Consider the following 19,142-nt stretch of genomic DNA (forward strand, 5'->3'; position numbering starts at 1 on the left):
GGAGCGCCGTATGAGTTTGGATGTGGATCAGGAGATTCTTGAGGATTTTCTTGTCGAAGCAGGTGAAATCCTTGAGCAATTATCTGAACAGTTAGTTGATCTGGAGCAGCGTCCAGATGACAGTGATCTGCTCAACGCAATATTTCGTGGCTTTCATACCGTAAAAGGTGGTGCAGGTTTCTTGCAACTTGAACCTATGGTTGATTGTTGCCATAACGCAGAAAATCTCTTTGATATGTTGAGAAATGGCGAAATCAAAGTTTCGCCAGAACTGATGGATGTAGTACTGCAGGCACTTGATACTGTAAACGTGATGTTTGATGCCGTAAGGGGCGGTCAAGAGCCAGAAAATGCGGATCCACAACTTATTAAGGCTCTAATTGCTTTTGCAAGTGGCGGTGCTCCAGTACCCGCTGAAGCTGCACCTGCTCCGGTGGCGCCAGAGCCCGCTCCAGCTGCGCCAGTTCCTGAGCCTGTAGCAAGTAATGCAGATCAGAGTTCAGATGAATTCGATATGCTGTTAGATGATCTAGGAGGTCCGGCTCCTACCGAAGAGAATGCGGCGGATGACGGCCTTATCACTGAAGATGAATTCGAATCATTGCTCGATGAACTTCATGGCCAAGGTAAGGGGCCTGGTTCAGAGGGTGGTTCAAAAGCGCCTGCTGTAGAACCAGAACCTGCTGGTGGTGATCTGATCACAGAAGATGAATTTGAAGCATTGCTGGATGAGCTGCAATCTCAAGGCAAAGGTGCGTTTGCAGAAAAACCGGCACCGGCATCGGCACCAGCGGCTGCGTCCGTTAGTGCGCCAGAACCTGCTCCCGCACCAGCTGTGCCAGCTCCTGTTGCTACACCTGCTCCTGCGCCAACTGCTCCTGAGCCTGAAAAACGTGAAAGTGCTGCAGCTGCCGCGGTTAAAGCTGCGCATCAGCAAGCTAAGCCTCAGCCTGAAAGCAATGTTCGTGTAGATACACGTTTGCTAGACAAAATCATGAACATGGTGGGTGAGCTGGTATTGGTTCGAAACCGTTTGGTTCGTCTTGGTGTAACCCGTGAAGACGAAGAGATGGCGAAGGCGTTAGGTACGCTAGATATGGTTACGGCTGACTTACAAATGTCAGTTATGAAAACGCGAATGCAGCCTGTTAAGAAGGTTTTTGGTCGCTTCCCGCGTTTGATTCGTGACCTATCACGTAACTTGAAAAAAGAGATTCGCCTAGAGCTTCGTGGTGAAGATACTGATTTAGATAAAAACTTGGTCGAAGCACTTGCTGATCCTTTGATTCACTTGGTTCGTAATGCCGTGGACCACGGTATTGAATCACCTGATGTGCGTGAAGCTGCGGGTAAGCCAAGAGAAGGTCATGTATTACTTTCTGCTGAGCAGGAAGGTGACCACATCCTATTGGTTATTCAAGATGACGGTGCTGGTATGGACGCAGAAAAACTGCGTAATCTGGCTATTGAGCGAGGCATGATGGATGCTGAAGCGGCTCGTCGTCTTACTGAACAAGAATGTTTCAACTTGATCTTTGCTGCGGGCTTCTCAACTAAGAAAGAAATTTCTGATGTTTCTGGTCGTGGCGTGGGTATGGATGTTGTTAAGACAAAAATTACCCAGCTAAACGGTACGTTGAATATTGATTCTGTAATCGGTCAAGGTTCGCGTATTGCGATTCAGGTACCTCTAACATTGGCAATCATGCCAACGCTGATGGTTATTTTGGAAGATCAAGCGTTTGCATTGCCATTGGTAAATGTTAACGAAATCTTCAACCTTGATTTGACTAAGACCAATATCGTTGATGGTCAGCAAGTGATCATTGTTCGAGACCAAGCATTACCGCTATTCCACCTTAAACGTTGGTTGATCGATGGCCAACAAGGTGCTGATCTGCCGGAGCAAGGCCATGTGGTTATTGTTACTGTCGGTACTCAGCGAGTAGGATTTGTAGTTGATCAGCTTGTAGGTCAAGAAGAGGTTGTAATTAAACCTCTAGGTACGATCCTACATGGCACGCCAGGTTTGTCTGGTGCAACAATTACAGGTGATGGTCGTATCGCATTGATTATTGATATCCCTAACTTGCTTAAATATCACGCTTCTTGATGTACCTGAATGAGAGCAAATAAAGATGTCTGTTAAGGTACTGGTGGTAGATGATTCTGGTTTCTTTAGACACCGTATCACTGACTTGCTCTCAGGAGATAGTCGAATAGAAGTGGTTGGCTCTGCTCAAAACGGTAAGGAAGGCGTTGAGCAGGCCAAGAAACTGAAACCTGACTTGATCACGATGGATGTGGAGATGCCGCAAATGAATGGTATCGAAGCAGTCAGAGTGATCATGCGGGAATGCCCGACCAATATACTGATGCTCTCTTCACTAACTCATGAGGGAGCTCAGGTCACATTGCAAGCGCTTGAAGCAGGTGCGCTGGATTATTTATCCAAAGATATGCGTGCTTGGATGGAGCATTCTGCATCTTTGGAAAAACAACTTCGAGATAAGGTTGTTGAATTAGGTCGTTCACGTCATTCAAAGCTACGTAGTAGCTTTATATCCCCATTTGGATCGGGCGATAGTAAAAGTAAGTCGATGGTGTTTAGGCCCGAGGCGGAAAGTAAACCGTCTCGACCTGTGCCTTCTAAGAGGACTGCATCTTCTACCCCTAGGCCTGCTAGACCAACAGACAGATCGCGTACCTCTTCTAGTTTGCCCCTACGGGAGCGACCAGCCGTTTCACAGTTAAAATCAAAATCGGCTCAACCAGAAACCCAGAAACCTACAGGGCATAAGCCTGCATCAAAAATTTCTGTCCCTTCTGGCTGTAAGATTGTAGTTATTGGTTCTTCAACTGGTGGACCGGCTGCGCTGCAGCAGATATTGACTCAGTTACCTGCTAATTTTCCCCATCCGATTTTGTTAGTTCAACATATGCCTAAGACGTTTACGTCGGTATTCGCTACGCGTCTGGATCAACAATGTAAAATTTCGGTTAAAGAAGCAGAAGATGGCGACCGTTTGATACCTGGTCGAGCGCTATTAGCACCCGGTGGGCATCAAATGATTATTGATCCGCGTAGTTTGGACAAAATCCGAATTATGCCGGGAGATGAGCGATTAACTTATAAGCCAAGTGTCGATGTTACCTATGCATCTGCAGCTAAAAGTTATGGCAACAAAGTGCTCGGGATTATTCTGACTGGTATGGGGGCTGACGGTCGGGACGGCGCCAAAATGTTACGCCAACAAGGGGCGACAATTTGGGCGCAGAATGAAGCAAGTTGTACCATTTATGGTATGCCCCAGGCAGTAGTTAATGCTGGATTGGCCAATGAGATCTTAGACTTAACCGAGTTTGGGCCCATTTTGAGTAATAGAAGGTAGTTTAGATGGATTTCACTGCTGTAATCGGTGTATTACTAGCTTTTGCAGCCCTACTGGGTGGTAACTATCTCGAAGGCGGACATGCACAAGAGCTTCTAAACTTACCTGCTGCTGCAATCGTTATTTGCGGCACTCTAGCTGCCGCGATTATTCAGTCGCCAAAACAGGACTTTGCTCGTGCAATCAAATTAATTGGTTGGGCTTTTGGCAATAATCAGCAAGATCTGAAAGGCAAGATTGATGAGATTGTGCAATGGTGTGTTATTGCACGTCGTAAAGGCCTTTTGTCTCTAGAGGCTGAAGCTGATAAGCATAAAGATGATTTTGTTAAGACCGGTCTGCTTTTATTAGCTGATGGCAAGGGGCCTGATGTTATTAGAAGTACCCTAGAAGTTGATCTTATTACGATGGAACAACGGGACCTCCAAGGTACTAAAGTAATAGAGAGCATGGGCGGATATGCACCAACCTTGGGGATTATTGGTGCGGTCTTAGGTTTGATTCATGTCATGAGTAATCTTTCTGATCCAGAAAGCTTAGGGAGTGGTATCGCTACTGCATTTGTCGCGACGATCTATGGTATTGGTATCGCGAACTTATTCTTGATTCCTGTGGCAAACAAAATTAAGAGTCTGATTTCTATGAGATACCAGGCTCAAGAGATGGTGTTAGAGGGGTTGATGTTTATTGCAGAGGGGCAAAACCCTAAAGCGATTCAACAACGCCTCCAAGGTTATTTGAGATAATTATGCCCCGTCGACAGATAGTAGATGATAGTGTTCGCAATGACCGTTGGGTTATCTCTTATGCGGATTTTATTACTTTGCTGTTTGCGTTCTTTGTAGTGATGTATGCGATTTCGTCGGTTAACGAAGAAAAATATAAGCATTTAACCGAAGCGCTTGCGGGTGTTTTTGTCGGTGTAGACCAAGCGATTGATAGTAATCCGGCTCCAGGCGAAGGAAAGAGTGAAAGTGGATTTGCTATCTTTATAGGTGGTAAAACCGATGTAGATGTGCCGGAAGTTACAATTTCACCGCCAGATCAGGAAGAAACAGACGCTTTAAAAGCGCTGCAACAGGAGATGGCGGTAGCTTTTGCTAAGCTGATTGATGACGGACAACTTCGAATTACAGGTAATGATCTTTGGCTTTCTATCGAGTTGAGATCAAATTATCTGTTTGATTCAGGTGGTGCATTACCGAATATTCTTGCGGATCAATTGCTAGAGCAGATAGCAATTATGCTTAAGGGGCGGCCTAACCCCATTCATGTGGAAGGGTTTACCGATAACCAAAGAATATCGACCGATGCTTATCCGTCAAATTGGGAACTATCAGCTGCTAGGGCTGCAGCAGTAGTAAGATTGTTAGCTCAATTTGGAGTAGAGCCAGAGCGAATGGCTGCTGTGGGCTATGGTGAGTTTCAACCTGCTTACAGCAACCGCACCGCTGAAGGCCAGAAATTAAATCGCCGAGTGTTGATTGTCGTTTCTCGAGATGAAAAGGTCCGTAGAACCGTATCTTCATTTGGTAGTCAGCAGGTCAGTGCTGATGCTGTATCAACGGTGTTATCAACGCCGGAAGAAGAAACGGTACCCGTAATTGAACAGGTAGAAACCGGAGATGGTGATGTTTTGTTCAGAAGAGCTGAACCTAAGCCACCGGAACAGGAAGAAAATTAAATGCATGTATGGTCAGTTGCCAACCAGAAGGGTGGTGTCGGCAAAACAACAACAGTAGTGACAATCGCTGGGTTATTGGCGGAGGTTGGCTATCGTGTCTTGTTGATTGATTTGGATCCGCATGGATCTTTGACCAGTTATTTTGGTTATGACCCCGATGAATTGGAAGACAGTGTCTATGATCTATTCACTGGCAGTAGCCAAGTTAAGAAAGATGACGTAACGCGCCTGCTTTTAAAAAGCAGTCATGAGCGTATAGAGCTGATACCTGCTTCTACAGCCATGGCGACATTAGAACGTAAAGCAGTAGGTGCAGAAGGTATGGGTCTGCAGGTTGCCAAAGCCTTAGCACACGTTCGTGATCAGTATGATTATGTGTTGATTGATAGTCCGCCTGTTTTAGGGGTGTTAATGGTTAATGCTCTTGCTGCATGTGAGCACTTGCTAGTTCCTGTTCAAACCGAGTTCTTGGCCTTGAAAGGTCTAGAACGCATGGTTAGAACGATCAACATGATTAACCGTGCTCGTAGTAAAAAATTGAGCTTTACGATTATTCCGACGTTCTACGATCGCAGAACTCAAGCTTCTGTAAGTAGCTTAAGAGAACTCCACCATAATTATCCAAATGAGATCTCTAACGCGGTTATTCCGGTAGATACCAAGTTTAGGAATGCGAGTATTCAAGGGCTTGTACCTTCGGTTATGGACTCCAGTAGTCGAGGGGTTCATTCTTATGCGCGTTTATTGCGTACTTTATTAGAACGTCAAAAGCAGGAGGCCCTATGAGTCAGTCGGATAAAAAGCCTCTTGAACAGGATGAAGTAGAAGTTCATGGCGTTCAAAAGCTTGTTTTTGATTATCTAGAATCGCTGCTATCAGATCCTGATGCGGGTGCAATTGATACTGAAGCTGAAATTGCGGCCATTGAAGAGCAGATCGCAGCAGAAGAAAGTTTAGAGCATCAAGGTTTAGAAGCGGAAAGTGAAGAAAATGCTTTGCTTGCTGATTCCGTAGATCAAAATACTGAAGAGCCAGAGCCAGAGCCAGAGCCAGAGCCAGAGCCAGAGCCAGAGCCAGAGCCAGAGCCAGAGCCAGAGCCAGAGCCAGAGCCAGAGCCAGAGCCAGAGCCAGAGCCAGAGCCAGAGCCAGAGCCAGAGCCAGAGCCAGAGCCAGAGCCAGAGCCAGAGCCAGAGCCAGAGCCAGAGCCAGAGCCAGAGCCAGAGCCAGAGCCAGAGCCAGAGCCAGAGCCAGAGCCAGAGCCAGAGCCAGAGCCAGAGCCAGAGCCAGAGCCAGAGCCAGAGCCAGAGCCAGAGCCAGAGCCAGAGCCAGAGCCAGAGCCAGAGCCAGAGCCAGAGCCAGAGCCAGAGCCAGAGCCAGAGCCAGAGCCAGAGCCAGAGCCAGAGCCAGAGCCAGAGCCAGAGCCAGAGCCAGAGCCAGCACCAGCACCGGAGACAACTCCAGATCAGGCGCAATTAGCTGCAGGTTCGGGGGCAACAAGCCGAGAGATCAATTGTGTGTTGATCAAGATGCATGGCTTAAATTTAGCGATTCCGTTCGATTATATTGAAGGAGCAGTGCATTTAAGTTCTGTTTCTCTAACGTTGGATGCCGCACATGATTGGTGTCTAGGTCGCTTTGGTGGAACCAGCGCAGATACCAATGTTATTGATACGGCTTTATGGTTGATTCCTGAGCGTTATCAGCCTGAGATGGCTAAATACGATGAGTTAATTATTCTTCGTGGTCGCCATTGGGCGCTAGCTTGTGATGAATTGGTAAAATCGGTTCGGATTCCAGCGGATAAAGTATCTTGGGCTGGCAATGATAATCCGCGTAAGTGGCTATGGGGTACTTACATGGAAGAGCGTTGTGCCATTCTAGATATTCCTGAATTGATGAATCAGTTTGATAAGGCCTTCTAAAGGATAGAGGCTTTGGAGAGATAATGCCGTCATTGTTTGAAATCGTTCTACTTATCATAGCGTTGGGTACCGCTTGTACAAGCTACGTGCTGTTCAAGCGCTTACAAAAAAATGAGCGTCAGCATCAGGCGCTTATCAATGTTCTGCGTAATGAAATTCAAGCAATGACGAATGGATCTATCGGTATGGGACGTCGTCTTATTGAGGTGGAACAGAAGCTGAATCTAACCGCTGATAAACAACTGGAATTAGAAAACCGAGACCCATCTGCTTTGGCCTACAATCAAGCGACCCGTTTGATGGAGATGGGAGCGGATGTTGATGATCTGGTTAAAAATTGCGGATTAGGGCGACCTGAAGCGGAATTGATGGCGCTGTTGCATAAAGAGTTGCAGGCGCCTCATGAGGCATTAGGTTCAGATCGTTAGTTCTTCTGCTCTGCTGCCTTAATGATCTCAGCCGGATCATGTTTTAGGCTGTAAGCAAAGGCAATTACTTCCGCAATCGCTCTGTAGAGTGATTCAGGAATCTCGTCACCCAGTTCAAGTCTGATTAACACTTCCACAAGTTCAGGGCTTTCGTGGATGTGGATATTATTTTCTTCTGCGAGCGCAATGATCTGTTCAGCAATTTCCCCCATACCTTTAGCAACGATGAGCGGGGCCTTGCCCATCTCTTGATCGTATTTCAGGGCGATCGCTTTTTGTCGCGGAGCATCTAAATCAGGTTTGGAAAATTTCATGTATGCAGATCGACTAGCTGTTTATGAACCACCTGATCCTGACGAGGGGCTTGACCCTCATGCCAAGTGATTTCTGAATTATTAAAACCACACATTCTTAATTTTTCAGCAAACTCTTCGGAGCGCTCTCTCAATTTTTCTGCGGTAACTTTTTGTTCACACCAAAATAGCGTACTGATTTCATGTCCATCTGTTAACCTGATTTCAGCATCGACGCCGCCTTGCTCCTCAAGATCAAAGTGCAGTCGAACCCGCCAAACTGAAATCATTTCGCCTGCAGCGTTAGTCCCGCCTTCTCGGCTAAGTCTAAGTTCTAAATTCTCCCAGCTTTCACCTTGTTTAATCGGTAGATCTAGTTGTAATACGCGCTCAAATCCGCCATCTGGCAGCTCGCGCCACTGATGAAGAGAGTTAATCTGTTGGCTGGTTACCCTAGATTGTAAACCTTTAATAATCTGATCAAAACGTTCTCGCTGTTCAGCAGGAAGTTTGTCGCTGAGTTGTTTCAATTGTTGCAACTGGGCTTTCATGTCTAAAGGGCTTGCACTTCGTCCTTGGCTTAATTGGCGCTCAGTACTTAGCCCACCTAATTCAACGTTTTGACGTATCTGAGAGGGCGCTTCGCTACTCCCCGGGCGGACGCCGAACAGGTTCAGCATGCTACGAACTACACTGCCTATCTGAGAGGTTTGGCTTGCCTCGGTTGCAGTAGCTTGTGCCAACTGATTGAAAGCCGTAGCTGTAGGTTGCTGTACTGGCAAAGTATTTCGCAGTATTTCCTGTATAGCTGGTTTGTCTAACGCAGAATTTAACGTCAGAGGTGGTTCCTGAATACGCAGAACCTGAACGTTTTGATTACCGTTCGAGACCAATTGCAGTTGCGCACCCTGCGGAATAGGTCGAGGCGATTGAACCTCTACTTTTGAACCGTCTGGTAGCGCTAAGCTTACAAGGTGATGTATTGGTGGGCCTGTCCTAACAGGTGTAGGGTTTTGCTGGACCTGTTGTGTAGCTGGGTTAGTTTTATCTGCAATGTTTTGCTGTTGCTGTTGCTGTTGCTGTTGCTGTTGCTGTTGCTGTTGTATCGAAGGACTCGTGGTTTGTGAGGTAGTTACTGTAGTTGCCCCTTGAGTTGTGGGAGCGGGTTGGTTTTGCGGCGCGCTGTTGTTGATTGGCGTTGTAATGTTCGGCTGAGCCCCCGCAGTATTTGTTGCTTGGGCAGTATTACTCTGAACACTTGTAGATGTAATTGCCGGTTGTACTAGGGTTGATCCGCCTGCTGCAGAGGTACTTGTCTGAGCGGTTGGCGCGGGTGCTTGTTGGGCTGCCGGGCTCGTATTATTTGGCTGACCAGAAGTCGTTATGGCTTGTTGCGAAGTAGCTGTTGTTTGTTGGGATGTTACTGATATTTGTTGCGGCGTTGTCGTGGTGCTCGCTACATTAGTTTGTACTGGCTGAGTACTCGATGTTGAAGGTGGATAGACAGGGCGACTGCTGATGACTGCAGCTGTAATGCGCGTATCGGCAGGAAGTTTTAGAATATCGCCTGATTGGGCAAGTTTTAACTGTATGCCAGGATCAGGTCTGGCGGCCGTATTGTTAGCGCTTTGTTGGGCTTGTTGCGGTTGGTTTTGTGTATTGCTTGCCTGGGTATTCGCTGTGTTGGCCGTCTGAGCAGGCTGCGGCGTGATCTGAATTTGGCCATCACTTTGACGATTTACATTAATCTTCTGCCCTACAGGCAGGGCTTGAAAGACCCCCATCTGGATCAAACGATTGTTAACTTCCAGTTTGAGTTTAAAAACTTCTGGCTGGATCTGATCCCTACTTACCGCTACAACGGTTGCACTGACGTTCTGCCCGACTGGGAACAGTCGATTTATATTTTGAGCAGAATCGCTACTACTGCTGGTCGTTTGCAGTGGAATAGCAGGTAGTTGTGGTAGCAAGTTTAGTAACCTCTAGTCCTAGGGAATGAGTAAGGAGCGTGCGGGCGTTATTCTATGAGAAATATATGCTGCTAAATGAGGATAAGAATCCAACTTTTAGAAAGCAATACAACAGTGCCGTGCAATCAGATATTCGTATATAATCCCTCGGTTAATAATCGGCAGATATTGTAAAAAGTATAGTTTATTGCCGTAAATTACATTTCTTAAGCGATTCAAAGTTTAAGAAATAGGTCGGAAGACTCGATTGGGGTTGGGGATTGATTTGGATACAGCGTTAATACAAGTTGAAAACCTGTTTTGTGAGCGTGACGAACGTATTTTGTTCGAAGATCTGAATTTTTCTGTATCACAAGGCGAAGTTATCCAGATTGAAGGCCAAAACGGTAGCGGTAAAACGACACTGCTGCGTATCCTCAGCGGTCTATCTAATCATTATGAAGGCGATATTTACTGGGAAGGAGAACCTATCTCAGAGGTTCGCGAAGAATTCCGTCGAGAGCTCCTATATTTTGGTCACCACCCTGGGGTGAAGGCTGTGCTCACGCCTGAAGAAAATCTCCACTGGTATGCTGCGATGCATCCGGGGATAAATGTCGCTGATATCCCTATGGCGTTGGATAAAGTGGGATTAACCGGTTTTGAAGATTCTCCCTGCCATACGCTTTCTGCAGGTCAGAATCGTCGAGTAAGCCTTGCGCGTTTGTATTTAAGTAGCGCTAAGTTGTGGATTCTCGATGAGCCTTTCACAGCTATTGATAAAAAAGGTGTTGCAGAAAAAGAACAGCTTATTCTTGATCATGCGAAGCAAGGTGGTTGTGTGATTTTAACCACTCACCATGAGCTGGGTGTGGGCGAGCAGGTACGTCGATTAAATCTTGATGAATTGGCGGGAACTTAATGGACCAGACAGTGACAAAAGATGAGTTAGGTCAGGGCGATACGTCTGTATCAAGTTTATTCTATGCCGTATTAAAGCGGGATTTAATGTTGGCTTATCGTAAAAAAAGCGATTTGTTTAATCCGCTCATTTTCTTTTTAATGGTCGCGACATTATTCCCACTGGGTGTGAGTCCTGAACCGACGTTCTTGGCTGAGGTGGCTCCCGGTGTTGTTTGGGTGGCAGCATTGCTCGCTACCTTATTGTCTATGGATAGCCTATTTCGATCGGATTTCGAAGACGGAACATTAGAGCAGACGCTGTTAAGTCCGCAGCCTCTGTTTGTGGTTGTGTTGGCTAAAGTGATTGCTCACTGGATGATGAGTGGTCTGCCATTAACGCTATTAGCGCCCTTACTCGGGGTGATGCTGTTTTTACCAGCAGAAGGAATGAGTGGCTTGATGTTGAGTCTGTTGTTAGGGACACCAACATTAAGTTTAATCGGTGCCATCGGTGCGGCATTGACGGTGGGATTAAGAAAGGGTGGCGTGCTGATATCTCTACTGGTGCTGCCACTGTATATCCCTGTGCTTATTTTTGGTACCAGCGCAGTTCAGGCGGCAGTGACAGGATTGCCGCTTGCAGGGTATTTTGCGTTGTTAGGCGCTATTTTGGCTTTGGGTGTTGTGATGGCGCCTCTTGCTATTGGTGCAGCATTACGAATTTCCGTGAGCGGATAAGTTTAGGTAGTTATGAGCGAAAAGAAGAAGTGGATGCCCCGTTGGTTTTATCAATTGGCTTCGCCACGCTGGTCTTATGAAATTATGGGTAAGTTGCTGCCCGGATTTGCAATCGCAGCAGCTATTGCACTTATTGCAGGTGTTGTTTGGGCGCTAGGTTTTGCTCCAGAGGATTACCAGCAGGGTAACAGCTTTAGAATTATCTATATCCATGTTCCTTCCGCTATCTTGGCTCAATCCTGCTACATGATGATGGCAATCGCAGGTGCAATCGGACTTATCTGGAAAATGAAAGTGGCCGATATGGTCGCTAAGTCTTGTGCGCCTATTGGTGCTTCCATTGCGATCTTGGCTTTAGCTACAGGTGCAATTTGGGGTAAACCTACTTGGGGTTCTTGGTGGGTTTGGGATGCGCGCTTAACGTCCATGCTAATCCTTCTATTCCTTTACTTAGGCGTTATTGCTTTGAACTCAGCAATAGAGAGTGAAGCGACGGCAGCTCAAGCTTCTGCAGTTTTATCTTTGGTTGGTTTAGTGAATATCCCAATCATCAAATATTCAGTTGATTGGTGGAATACTCTACATCAGCCAGCAACATTTACTTTGACTGAGAAACCGGCGATGCCCGCTGAAATGTGGGTGCCACTCCTCGTCATGGTCATAGGGTTTTATTGTTTCTTCGCGGTCTCTTTGATGATGCGTACTCGAAATGAAATTTTATATCGAGAACGTCGCTCCAGTTGGGTGCGGGAATTGATAGAAAAACAGAGAGGCTAATTCAGTGAGTTTTGATAGTTTTTCAGATTTTATCGCGATGGGCGGACATGGTTTATATGTCTGGTTGAGTTATGCCATCGCTCTATTCGTTATTGTTATTAATATTGTGAATCCGGCACTGCAAAAAAAGAAGGTTATCTCTGATCTTGCACGTCGCCTGCGCAGGGAGAAAAAATCTTCATGAACCCTAAACGCAAACAACGTTTAATTATCGTTTTATTTATTGTTTTTGGTGTCGGAGCGGCTGTTGGCCTAACTATGTTTGCTCTTAGCCAAAATATTAACCTTTTTTACTCTCCAACTGAGATTGCTAAGGGCGAAGCGCCTAAGGATACGCGAATTAGAGCGGGTGGCATGGTTGTAGAGGGCAGTGTTAAGCGTGATCCTCAAAGTCTGAAAGTGACTTTCCAACTTACAGATTACGAAAGCGTAATGACGGTTCATTATGAAGGTATCTTGCCTGACCTATTCCGTGAAGGTCAGGGTATTGTTTCCCAAGGCAAATTAAATAGTTCTAATGAACTTGAGGCGACTGAAGTGTTAGCTAAGCATGATGAAAACTATATGCCACCAGAAGTTGCTGAAGCACTAGAAAAGAGTGGTCATATGCCTAAACCAGAGGGTGAGGTGTTTAACAAATGATCCCTGAGTTAGGTCAGTACGCACTAATTTTATCTTTATGTTTGGCTGCGTTATTAGCGGTTGTTCCGTTAGCAGGTACTTATAGTAAGAATGCTTTATGGATGGGCTTTGCGCGTCCATTAGCGACAGGCATGTTTGCCTTCTTGATGGTCAGTCTTGTATGCCTTGGCTACGCCTTTGTTGTAGATGACTTCTCTGTTGCATATGTCGCAACAAACTCAAATACAGCGCTACCTATCTATTACAAAATCAGTGCTATCTGGGGCGGGCATGAAGGTTCATTGCTGCTTTGGGTTGTGATCCTAGGTGGTTGGACTTGGGCTGTAGCGATTAAAAGTGACAACTTGCCGCAAGATATTGTCGCTCGTGTATTAGGTGTCATGGGTATTATCAGTGTTGGTTTTATCCTGTTTACACTGATGACATCGAGTCCATTTGAACGTCATTTGCCTCGTTTCCCACAAGAGGGTGGCGACCTTAACCCATTGCTGCAAGATATCGGTCTGATTCTACATCCGCCAATGCTGTACATGGGCTATGTTGGTTTCTCTGTTGCGTTTGCCTTTGCTATTGCTGCTTTGCTAAGCGGTCGTTTAGATGCGGCTTGGGCGCGTTGGTCACGTCCTTGGACAATTGTTGCGTGGGCATTCTTAACCCTAGGTATCGCATTAGGAAGCTGGTGGGCATATTACGAATTAGGCTGGGGTGGCTGGTGGTTCTGGGATCCAGTAGAAAACGCTTCATTTATGCCATGGTTGGTAGGTACTGCACTGGTTCACAGTTTAGCTGTGACTGAAAAGCGTGGTGTGTTTAAAAGCTGGACCGTATTGCTAGCGATCTTTACCTTCTCTTTGAGCTTATTAGGTGCCTTTTTGGTTCGTTCTGGCGTACTTACTTCAGTACATGCCTTTGCGACAGACCCAGAGCGAGGCTACTTCCTACTTGCGCTGTTGGCGATCACGATTGGTGGATCTTTGTTGATCTATGCATTGAAAGCTGCGCATGTAAAAAGTGAATCAAGTTTTGAATTGGTTTCGCGCGAGACCTTCTTGCTAGGTAACAATGTTCTATTAGTGGTAGTAGCGATGATGGTTCTATTAGGAACATTGTATCCGCTGCTTATTGATGCCTTAGGTATGGGTAAGATTTCGGTAGGTCCTCCGTACTTTAACGCACTCTTTATACCTCTAATGGCTGTAATGGTTGGCTTTATGGGCTTTGGTATTCTTTCTCGTTGGAGAAGTACTAAGAGTTCATATCTTACCGCTCAATTAGTCATTCCATTTGTATTGAGCATTGTCTGTGCTGCTGTGTTCCCTATGCTGTATGGCGATGGCTTTGATTGGTACGTATTCCTAGGCATGGCGCTTGTATTCTGGATTACGTTCGTATCGATTAAAGATATTTGGAACAAAGTTTCTCACCGTAAGGCACCTTTTAAAGCGCTAACTACGTTGTCTCGTAGCTATTATGCGATGGTATTAGCCCATATTGGTGTTGCGGTAACGATTGTTGGTATGACGCTCGTTTCTATCTATAACGAAGAGCGCGATCTTAGAATGGTGCCAGGGGACAAACTTAGCTTTAAACAGTACGAGTTTATTTTTGACGGCACTCGAGATGTTGTAGGTCCTAACTATGTTTCAGATAAAGCGCGTTTACGTGTACTGAAAGATGGGGAGGCTTATGGTGAGCTTTTCCCAGAAAAACGTATGTACAACGCCAGTGGCACAGTTATGACTGAAGCCGCAATTGACCCAGGTCTAACACGAGATCTATATGTTGCGTTGGGTGAACCTCTTGAAGGCGGTGCATGGGCGGTTCGTGTTCAGCATAAACCATTTGTACGTTGGTTATGGTTGGGGGGCTTGCTAATGACCGTTGGTGGTTTGTTGGCTGCGATGGACAAGCGTTATAGAAAACAAAATAAGCGTGCTGTAGCAAACGCTTAAGTATTAAGGGTAATCAATCATGCGTCGCTTTGTTTTGTTTATTCCATTGGCGATTTTCTTAGGAATAGGTGTTTTTCTTTGGCGTGGTCTTCAACTGGATCCTACGGAATTGCCTTCAGCGCTGTTGAATAAGCCTTTCCCTCAGTTTGAGCTACCGTCATTGTATGACGAAGGAAAAATGCTTAACGCTGAAGACCTTAAAGGTGAAGCTGCTTTAGTTAATGTTTGGGCAACTTGGTGTCCATCCTGTAAAGAAGAGCATGCACAGCTGAATAGTATTAAGGCCGAAGGCTATAAAGTTATAGGTATTAACTATAAAGATGAGCGCCAGAAAGCAAAAATTTGGCTGAATAAATACTTAGATCCCTACGCAACAAATGTTTATGACGACAAAGGAAGCTTAGGCCTAGATTTGGGTGTTTATGGAGCACCTGAAACTTATGTGATCGATGCACAAGGCGTGATTCGGTATAAGCATGTCGGTGTTGTCGATCAGCAAGTGTGGACCAAGCTGAAAGGGATAATTGATCAGATCAACAGTTCTGAGAAGGTCGCTGCACAATGAGAAAAATCCTAGCGTTATTGCTGTTTTCTCTGCCTATGTCGTCATGGGCAGCTATTGATACTTACGAATTTAAGGATGAGGAAACGCGCGAACGCTTTCGTCAATTAACGTTCGAGCTACGTTGTCCAAAATGCCAAAACCAAAACTTGCAGGATTCTAACTCGCCTATCGCTTCTGATTTGCGTAACGAAGTCTACAAGATGTTGCAAGAAGGCAACGATAACGACGAAATTGTCGATTTTATGGTGGCAAGGTACGGTGATTTTGTTCTATATCGCCCGCCGGTTAATAAAGCGACCTATGTATTGTGGTATGGCCCGTTTGTGTTGGCTGTTATCGGTATTATCGTGATGGTTTTTCTTTCTCGAAAGCGCAAGAAGAAAGTGGACGACAAAGGGCAAGATCTAGATTCATCCCTTAGCGGTGATGAAGCCCAGCGCCTGAAAGATATTTTAGATAAGGGTAAAGATAAATGATTGAACTATGGGTAGGCATAGCGCTGTTAACGGTACTAGCTATTGCTTTTGTATTTTTACCCTTTGTACGTGCTAGACGCCTAATTCAAAATGAGGTTGCTGAAGATCGCGAACAACAAAATATTGAGATCTTTCAGGAGCGCTTATCCGAATTAGAAGAAGAGAAAGCTGCAGGCAACCTAGATGATACGGATTTTGCGACGTTGAAAACTGAGCTTGAGCGAAATCTGCTTTCAGATGTAAACGAGCAAAAACAGTCGAAGAAGGGCATTGCATTAACGTCGCAAACGCTAGTGACTGTAACACTGTTGGCATTAATGATTCCTGTTGCTGCTATTGGTTTGTACTCCGTTTACGGACGTTCTGCAGATCTAGAGTTATCAATGCAACAGCCGAAAGATCCTTTCAATGGTAAACAACCGACACTGGAAGAGGCCGTTGCTCAGCTTGAAAAAGAGCTCGAGCTGAATCCAGAAAACCCTGAAGGTTGGTACTTACTATCAACAACCTATATGAATCAAGGGCGCTTTAAAGAGGGGGCTGCTGGTTTTGAAAAGGTTGTGTCTTTGTTACCTGAAGATTCACCGCAGTATGCGGATGTTTTAGGTCAGTACGCACAGGCTCTATTTTTTGCCAATGAAAGTAAAATGAGCCCAGAGATCAAAACGGTTATTGATAAGACGCTAGCGATTAAACCTCTAGAAATTACCGTTTTAGGTTTGTTAGGTATTGATCGCTATGAGCACAAAGATTATCAAGGTGCGCTGGATTATTGGTTGAAAGCGCTTCGTAACTCTGACGGTAAGACTGCAGAATCTCTTCGTTCTGGTGTACGCAATGCTCGTGATGCCTTGATTGCTGAAGGTGTTGATGTACCAGAAATTCCTGAGTTGATGCCAGCATCAATTAGCTTGAAAGTGAATATTGATGACCAGCTGAAACAGCAAGTTGCTGCTGATGCCACTGTGTTTGTGTTTGCACGCGAAGTAGGCGGTCGTATCCCGTTAGCAGCTGTTAAACTTCAAGTTTCTGACCTACCTATTGATGTCGTTCTTGATGATTCTAAAGCGATGAATCCTCAGTCAGGTTTATCTACGGTTTCGACTGTTGAAGTATCTGCGAGAGTCTCAAAAACGGGTGAACCAAAAGAACAGTCAGGTGATCTATATGGTCTGATCTCCCCAGTTCAGGTGCGTGGTACAACTTTACCAATGATTCTTACGATCGATAGAGTTGTCGAATAAATCTGGCTCTTTTATAGTGGGTACTTATTACCGTTTTTTTAAGATAAGGTCGCGACTAAGCACATGGAAATCACTCTGCGTGAATGGTTAATAATCGGTGGGGTTGTTTTAATCCTACTGATTGTTTTGGATGGTTGGCGTCGTATGCAAATTGGGCGTAATCGCCTAAAGATGAACATCGACAAAAACTTTGTTGATCTTCCAGAGGGAGATGACTCATTTAATCCAGAGTTACCGTCAGGTGGTGCCCGCAAGGTCGCGTTAGATGATGACCCACTTTTCTCTAATCACCGTCCAAATTTAGACGGTGATTCCCCCTCTGCTGAGACTCAAAACTCTTCTTATACGAGTGAATTGGATGCACAAGAGATGCAGCCGCTAGCAGAAGAAAAGCCTGTTAAAAAAGAAGAGCCTATAGTGCCGGTCTGGGATGATGATCTCGATATTGATGACGGCATTGTTGGTAGTGCACGTAAGGTTACAGTTGAGCCGACGTTAACTGTTGACGACATCCCTGTAATGGATGAGCCACTTCCAAAAGAAGCGGAAGAAACAAAATCAGAAGTCTCCGATTATGCTATGGATGAAGGGGTGTTGGGTCCTGCTCGCGTAGTAGAACAAACTATTCCAGAACCAGAACCAGAACCAGAACCAGAACCAGAACCAGAACCAGAACCAGAACCAGAACCAGAACCAGAACCAGAACCAGGGCTTCAGTCGTATCAGGAAGTTGCCGAGGAAGAGGTTCCCGTGGTTACTGCGGATAACGGTTTTGAGCAAAATGCTGTTGAAATCCAAGATGCTACTGCTCCATATCATGAAGATGAAGTTCTGCAAGAGCCATCGGTAGCTGAGCTAGAATCTGAAGCTGTCGAAGATACTGTGCAGCCAGAACCTGAGGTTGAGATTGTTCAGGAAGCAGAGCAAGAGTCTCAGTACTATGCTGAGCTTTCTGATGAAGTTTCAGAAATTGAAAGTGTTGATACTGAACAGAATCATGATGTTGAAGCAACGAACACGCAAATTAATGAGTACGAAATGCTTCAGGAAGAGTCTGACACTGAACTTGAGTTAACAGAAGCTGTTGACGCAGAGCTGAAATCAGAAAAGCTTATTGAAACTCAACAGCCTATCGAGAACTTTGTAGAGCCAGAGCCAGAGCCAGAGCCAGAGCCAGAGCCAGAGCCAGAGCCAGAGCCAGAGCCAGAGCCAGAGCCAGAGCCAGAGCCTGTAATTGCAGCAGTAGCTGAGCCTGTTCAAGAAATTGACTTCGAAAAGCCTGTTACGCTTCTTATGGATGAGCTTGATGAAAAAGAGCATATCCATGAAAGCGAACAGGAACCTGAAGCTTTCCCTCAGTTGGATCTTAAAGGTGTTGAAAACAGCACTCCTTCAGCTATTGAGGATGATCCTCAAACAGGTTTTGATTTCGGTCATGTGGAAGAAGATCCATATGCAAATCTGACTCTAGGTTCGGCGCTAGATAATGATTGCTCCGAGCTTTCAGTTACAGAGACTATTTCAAAAGCCCCGGCAGTTGAGGTTCAGGGGGCTGAGGTTGAGCAGACTGAAATTGTAAATGCCAGAATTGAAGAATCAATGGAGCCTGAGTATCTACGTGAAGAAGTAGAATATTCGCCAGAACCAGAGCCAGTTGTAGCGCCTGCAGGTGTGCAGCGGAAGCCTCTAGAGAAAGATCCAGATCCTGAAAATGTCTTGGTGATCTCTGTAATTGCAAAAGAGCAGCCGCAGTTTAACGGTCCTGTATTGCAAAAAATAGTTGATGCCTGCGGTATGAACTTTGGCGAAATGGATATTTACCACCGTTTCGAAAAAGCTTCGGGTGTTAGTCCTGTACAGTTCAGTATGGCAAATGCGCTTCCTCCAGGCACCTTCGTCCAAGACAATCCCGAATCACTTACGACAAAAGCGGTGATGTTCTTTATGTCTATGGAAGAACCGCAAGATGTCATGGATGCCTTTGAGTGTATGTTGGCTACTGCAGAAACTGTAGCGAAGCATCTTGGTGGCGAAATGCTGGATGAAAACCGATCGGTGCTAAGAAGCCAGACGATGGAACACTACCGACAGCGTGTTCGCGATTTTGAAATGAAAGCTCTTAAAAAGCGTGGTCGTTAAGCCGCGCTTTCTTCTCTCTATACCCCTTATTGAGTCTT

Annotated in this window: 19 protein-coding genes; 17 read left to right on the forward strand and 2 right to left on the reverse strand. The window is 45.6% G+C overall.

Going from position 1 to position 19,142, the window contains the following annotated elements; all coding sequences use genetic code 11:
* Nucleotides 1-10: 10 nt before the first annotated feature.
* Genes ACMXYT_RS02575 through ACMXYT_RS02605 form a run of 7 tightly spaced genes read left to right on the forward strand, consistent with a single transcriptional unit; the run spans nucleotide 11 to nucleotide 7,426 of the window.
* Nucleotides 11-2,113: a chemotaxis protein CheA gene (locus ACMXYT_RS02575; protein WP_415900082.1), complete on the forward strand. Its 2,103-nt coding sequence runs from the start codon at nucleotides 11-13 to the stop codon at nucleotides 2,111-2,113.
* A 25-nt stretch (nucleotides 2,114-2,138) separates the two neighbouring features.
* The gene (locus tag ACMXYT_RS02580; protein WP_415900083.1) at nucleotides 2,139-3,392 is read left to right on the forward strand and encodes a protein-glutamate methylesterase/protein-glutamine glutaminase; all 1,254 of its coding nucleotides are present in this window, start codon (nucleotides 2,139-2,141) and stop codon (nucleotides 3,390-3,392) included.
* Nucleotides 3,393-3,397: 5 nt separating this feature from the next.
* On the forward strand, nucleotides 3,398-4,138 hold the full coding sequence (locus ACMXYT_RS02585) for a flagellar motor protein (RefSeq protein WP_415911822.1): 741 nt from the start codon (nucleotides 3,398-3,400) through the stop codon (nucleotides 4,136-4,138).
* A 2-nt stretch (nucleotides 4,139-4,140) separates the two neighbouring features.
* Nucleotides 4,141-5,076: a flagellar motor protein MotD gene (motD, locus tag ACMXYT_RS02590; protein ID WP_415900085.1), complete on the forward strand. Its 936-nt coding sequence runs from the start codon at nucleotides 4,141-4,143 to the stop codon at nucleotides 5,074-5,076.
* Complete coding sequence (locus ACMXYT_RS02595; protein ID WP_415900086.1) at nucleotides 5,077-5,862, forward strand: ParA family protein; 786 nt, start codon at nucleotides 5,077-5,079, stop codon at nucleotides 5,860-5,862.
* Entirely contained in the window at nucleotides 5,859-6,998 is a 1,140-nt protein-coding gene (locus tag ACMXYT_RS02600; protein WP_415911823.1) for a chemotaxis protein CheW, read from the forward strand. Before ACMXYT_RS02595 ends, ACMXYT_RS02600 begins: the two co-directional genes overlap by 4 nt.
* A 23-nt stretch (nucleotides 6,999-7,021) precedes the next feature.
* On the forward strand, nucleotides 7,022-7,426 hold the full coding sequence (locus ACMXYT_RS02605; RefSeq protein ID WP_415890245.1) for a DUF2802 domain-containing protein: 405 nt from the start codon (nucleotides 7,022-7,024) through the stop codon (nucleotides 7,424-7,426).
* On the opposite strand, the gene ACMXYT_RS02610 is transcribed toward ACMXYT_RS02605, so the two are convergent.
* Nucleotides 7,423-7,740 carry an EscU/YscU/HrcU family type III secretion system export apparatus switch protein gene (locus tag ACMXYT_RS02610; RefSeq protein ID WP_415893386.1) on the reverse strand — a complete coding sequence of 106 codons (318 nt, stop codon included), beginning with the start codon at nucleotides 7,738-7,740 and terminating at the stop codon, nucleotides 7,423-7,425. The two genes, ACMXYT_RS02605 and ACMXYT_RS02610, sit on opposite strands and share 4 nt — an antisense overlap.
* Complete coding sequence (locus tag ACMXYT_RS02615; RefSeq protein ID WP_415911824.1) at nucleotides 7,737-9,689, reverse strand: flagellar hook-length control protein FliK; 1,953 nt, start codon at nucleotides 9,687-9,689, stop codon at nucleotides 7,737-7,739. The genes ACMXYT_RS02610 and ACMXYT_RS02615 overlap by 4 nt, the downstream gene beginning before the upstream one ends.
* A 265-nt stretch (nucleotides 9,690-9,954) precedes the next feature.
* Here ACMXYT_RS02615 and ccmA point away from each other — a divergent pair, with 265 nt between their 5' ends.
* From ccmA to zipA, 10 genes are all read left to right on the forward strand, one after another.
* The gene (gene ccmA, locus ACMXYT_RS02620; protein ID WP_415900090.1) at nucleotides 9,955-10,590 is read left to right on the forward strand and encodes a cytochrome c biogenesis heme-transporting ATPase CcmA; all 636 of its coding nucleotides are present in this window, start codon (nucleotides 9,955-9,957) and stop codon (nucleotides 10,588-10,590) included.
* The gene (gene ccmB, locus ACMXYT_RS02625; RefSeq protein WP_415883445.1) at nucleotides 10,590-11,309 is read left to right on the forward strand and encodes a heme exporter protein CcmB; all 720 of its coding nucleotides are present in this window, start codon (nucleotides 10,590-10,592) and stop codon (nucleotides 11,307-11,309) included. The genes ccmA and ccmB overlap by 1 nt, the downstream gene beginning before the upstream one ends.
* Before the next feature lie 33 nt (nucleotides 11,310-11,342).
* Nucleotides 11,343-12,086, forward strand: a complete 744-nt coding sequence (locus tag ACMXYT_RS02630) for a heme ABC transporter permease (RefSeq protein WP_415905120.1) — start codon at nucleotides 11,343-11,345, stop codon at nucleotides 12,084-12,086.
* A 4-nt stretch (nucleotides 12,087-12,090) separates the two neighbouring features.
* Nucleotides 12,091-12,270 (forward strand): heme exporter protein CcmD, encoded by a 180-nt coding sequence (ccmD, locus tag ACMXYT_RS02635; RefSeq protein ID WP_415883447.1) that lies wholly within the window; start codon nucleotides 12,091-12,093, stop codon nucleotides 12,268-12,270.
* Nucleotides 12,267-12,728, forward strand: coding sequence for a cytochrome c maturation protein CcmE (ccmE, locus tag ACMXYT_RS02640; protein ID WP_415883449.1), 462 nt, complete (start codon nucleotides 12,267-12,269; stop codon nucleotides 12,726-12,728). The genes ccmD and ccmE overlap by 4 nt, the downstream gene beginning before the upstream one ends.
* Nucleotides 12,725-14,680 (forward strand): heme lyase CcmF/NrfE family subunit, encoded by a 1,956-nt coding sequence (locus ACMXYT_RS02645; RefSeq protein WP_415900091.1) that lies wholly within the window; start codon nucleotides 12,725-12,727, stop codon nucleotides 14,678-14,680. Before ccmE ends, ACMXYT_RS02645 begins: the two co-directional genes overlap by 4 nt.
* A gap of 19 nt (nucleotides 14,681-14,699) precedes the next feature.
* A complete protein-coding gene (locus ACMXYT_RS02650) occupies nucleotides 14,700-15,245 on the forward strand; it encodes a DsbE family thiol:disulfide interchange protein (protein WP_415900092.1) in 546 nt (181 codons plus the stop codon).
* The gene (locus ACMXYT_RS02655; protein WP_415900094.1) at nucleotides 15,242-15,721 is read left to right on the forward strand and encodes a cytochrome c-type biogenesis protein CcmH; all 480 of its coding nucleotides are present in this window, start codon (nucleotides 15,242-15,244) and stop codon (nucleotides 15,719-15,721) included. Before ACMXYT_RS02650 ends, ACMXYT_RS02655 begins: the two co-directional genes overlap by 4 nt.
* Nucleotides 15,718-16,965 carry a c-type cytochrome biogenesis protein CcmI gene (gene ccmI, locus ACMXYT_RS02660; RefSeq protein WP_415893391.1) on the forward strand — a complete coding sequence of 416 codons (1,248 nt, stop codon included), beginning with the start codon at nucleotides 15,718-15,720 and terminating at the stop codon, nucleotides 16,963-16,965. The genes ACMXYT_RS02655 and ccmI overlap by 4 nt, the downstream gene beginning before the upstream one ends.
* 63 nt (nucleotides 16,966-17,028) lie before the next feature.
* A complete protein-coding gene (gene zipA / locus ACMXYT_RS02665) occupies nucleotides 17,029-19,104 on the forward strand; it encodes a cell division protein ZipA (protein ID WP_415911825.1) in 2,076 nt (691 codons plus the stop codon).
* The last annotated feature ends 38 nt before the right edge of the window (nucleotides 19,105-19,142 follow it).

It is taken from the genome of Neptuniibacter sp. QD37_11 (genome assembly GCF_047778105.1).
Classification (GTDB): domain Bacteria; phylum Pseudomonadota; class Gammaproteobacteria; order Pseudomonadales; family Balneatricaceae; genus Neptuniibacter.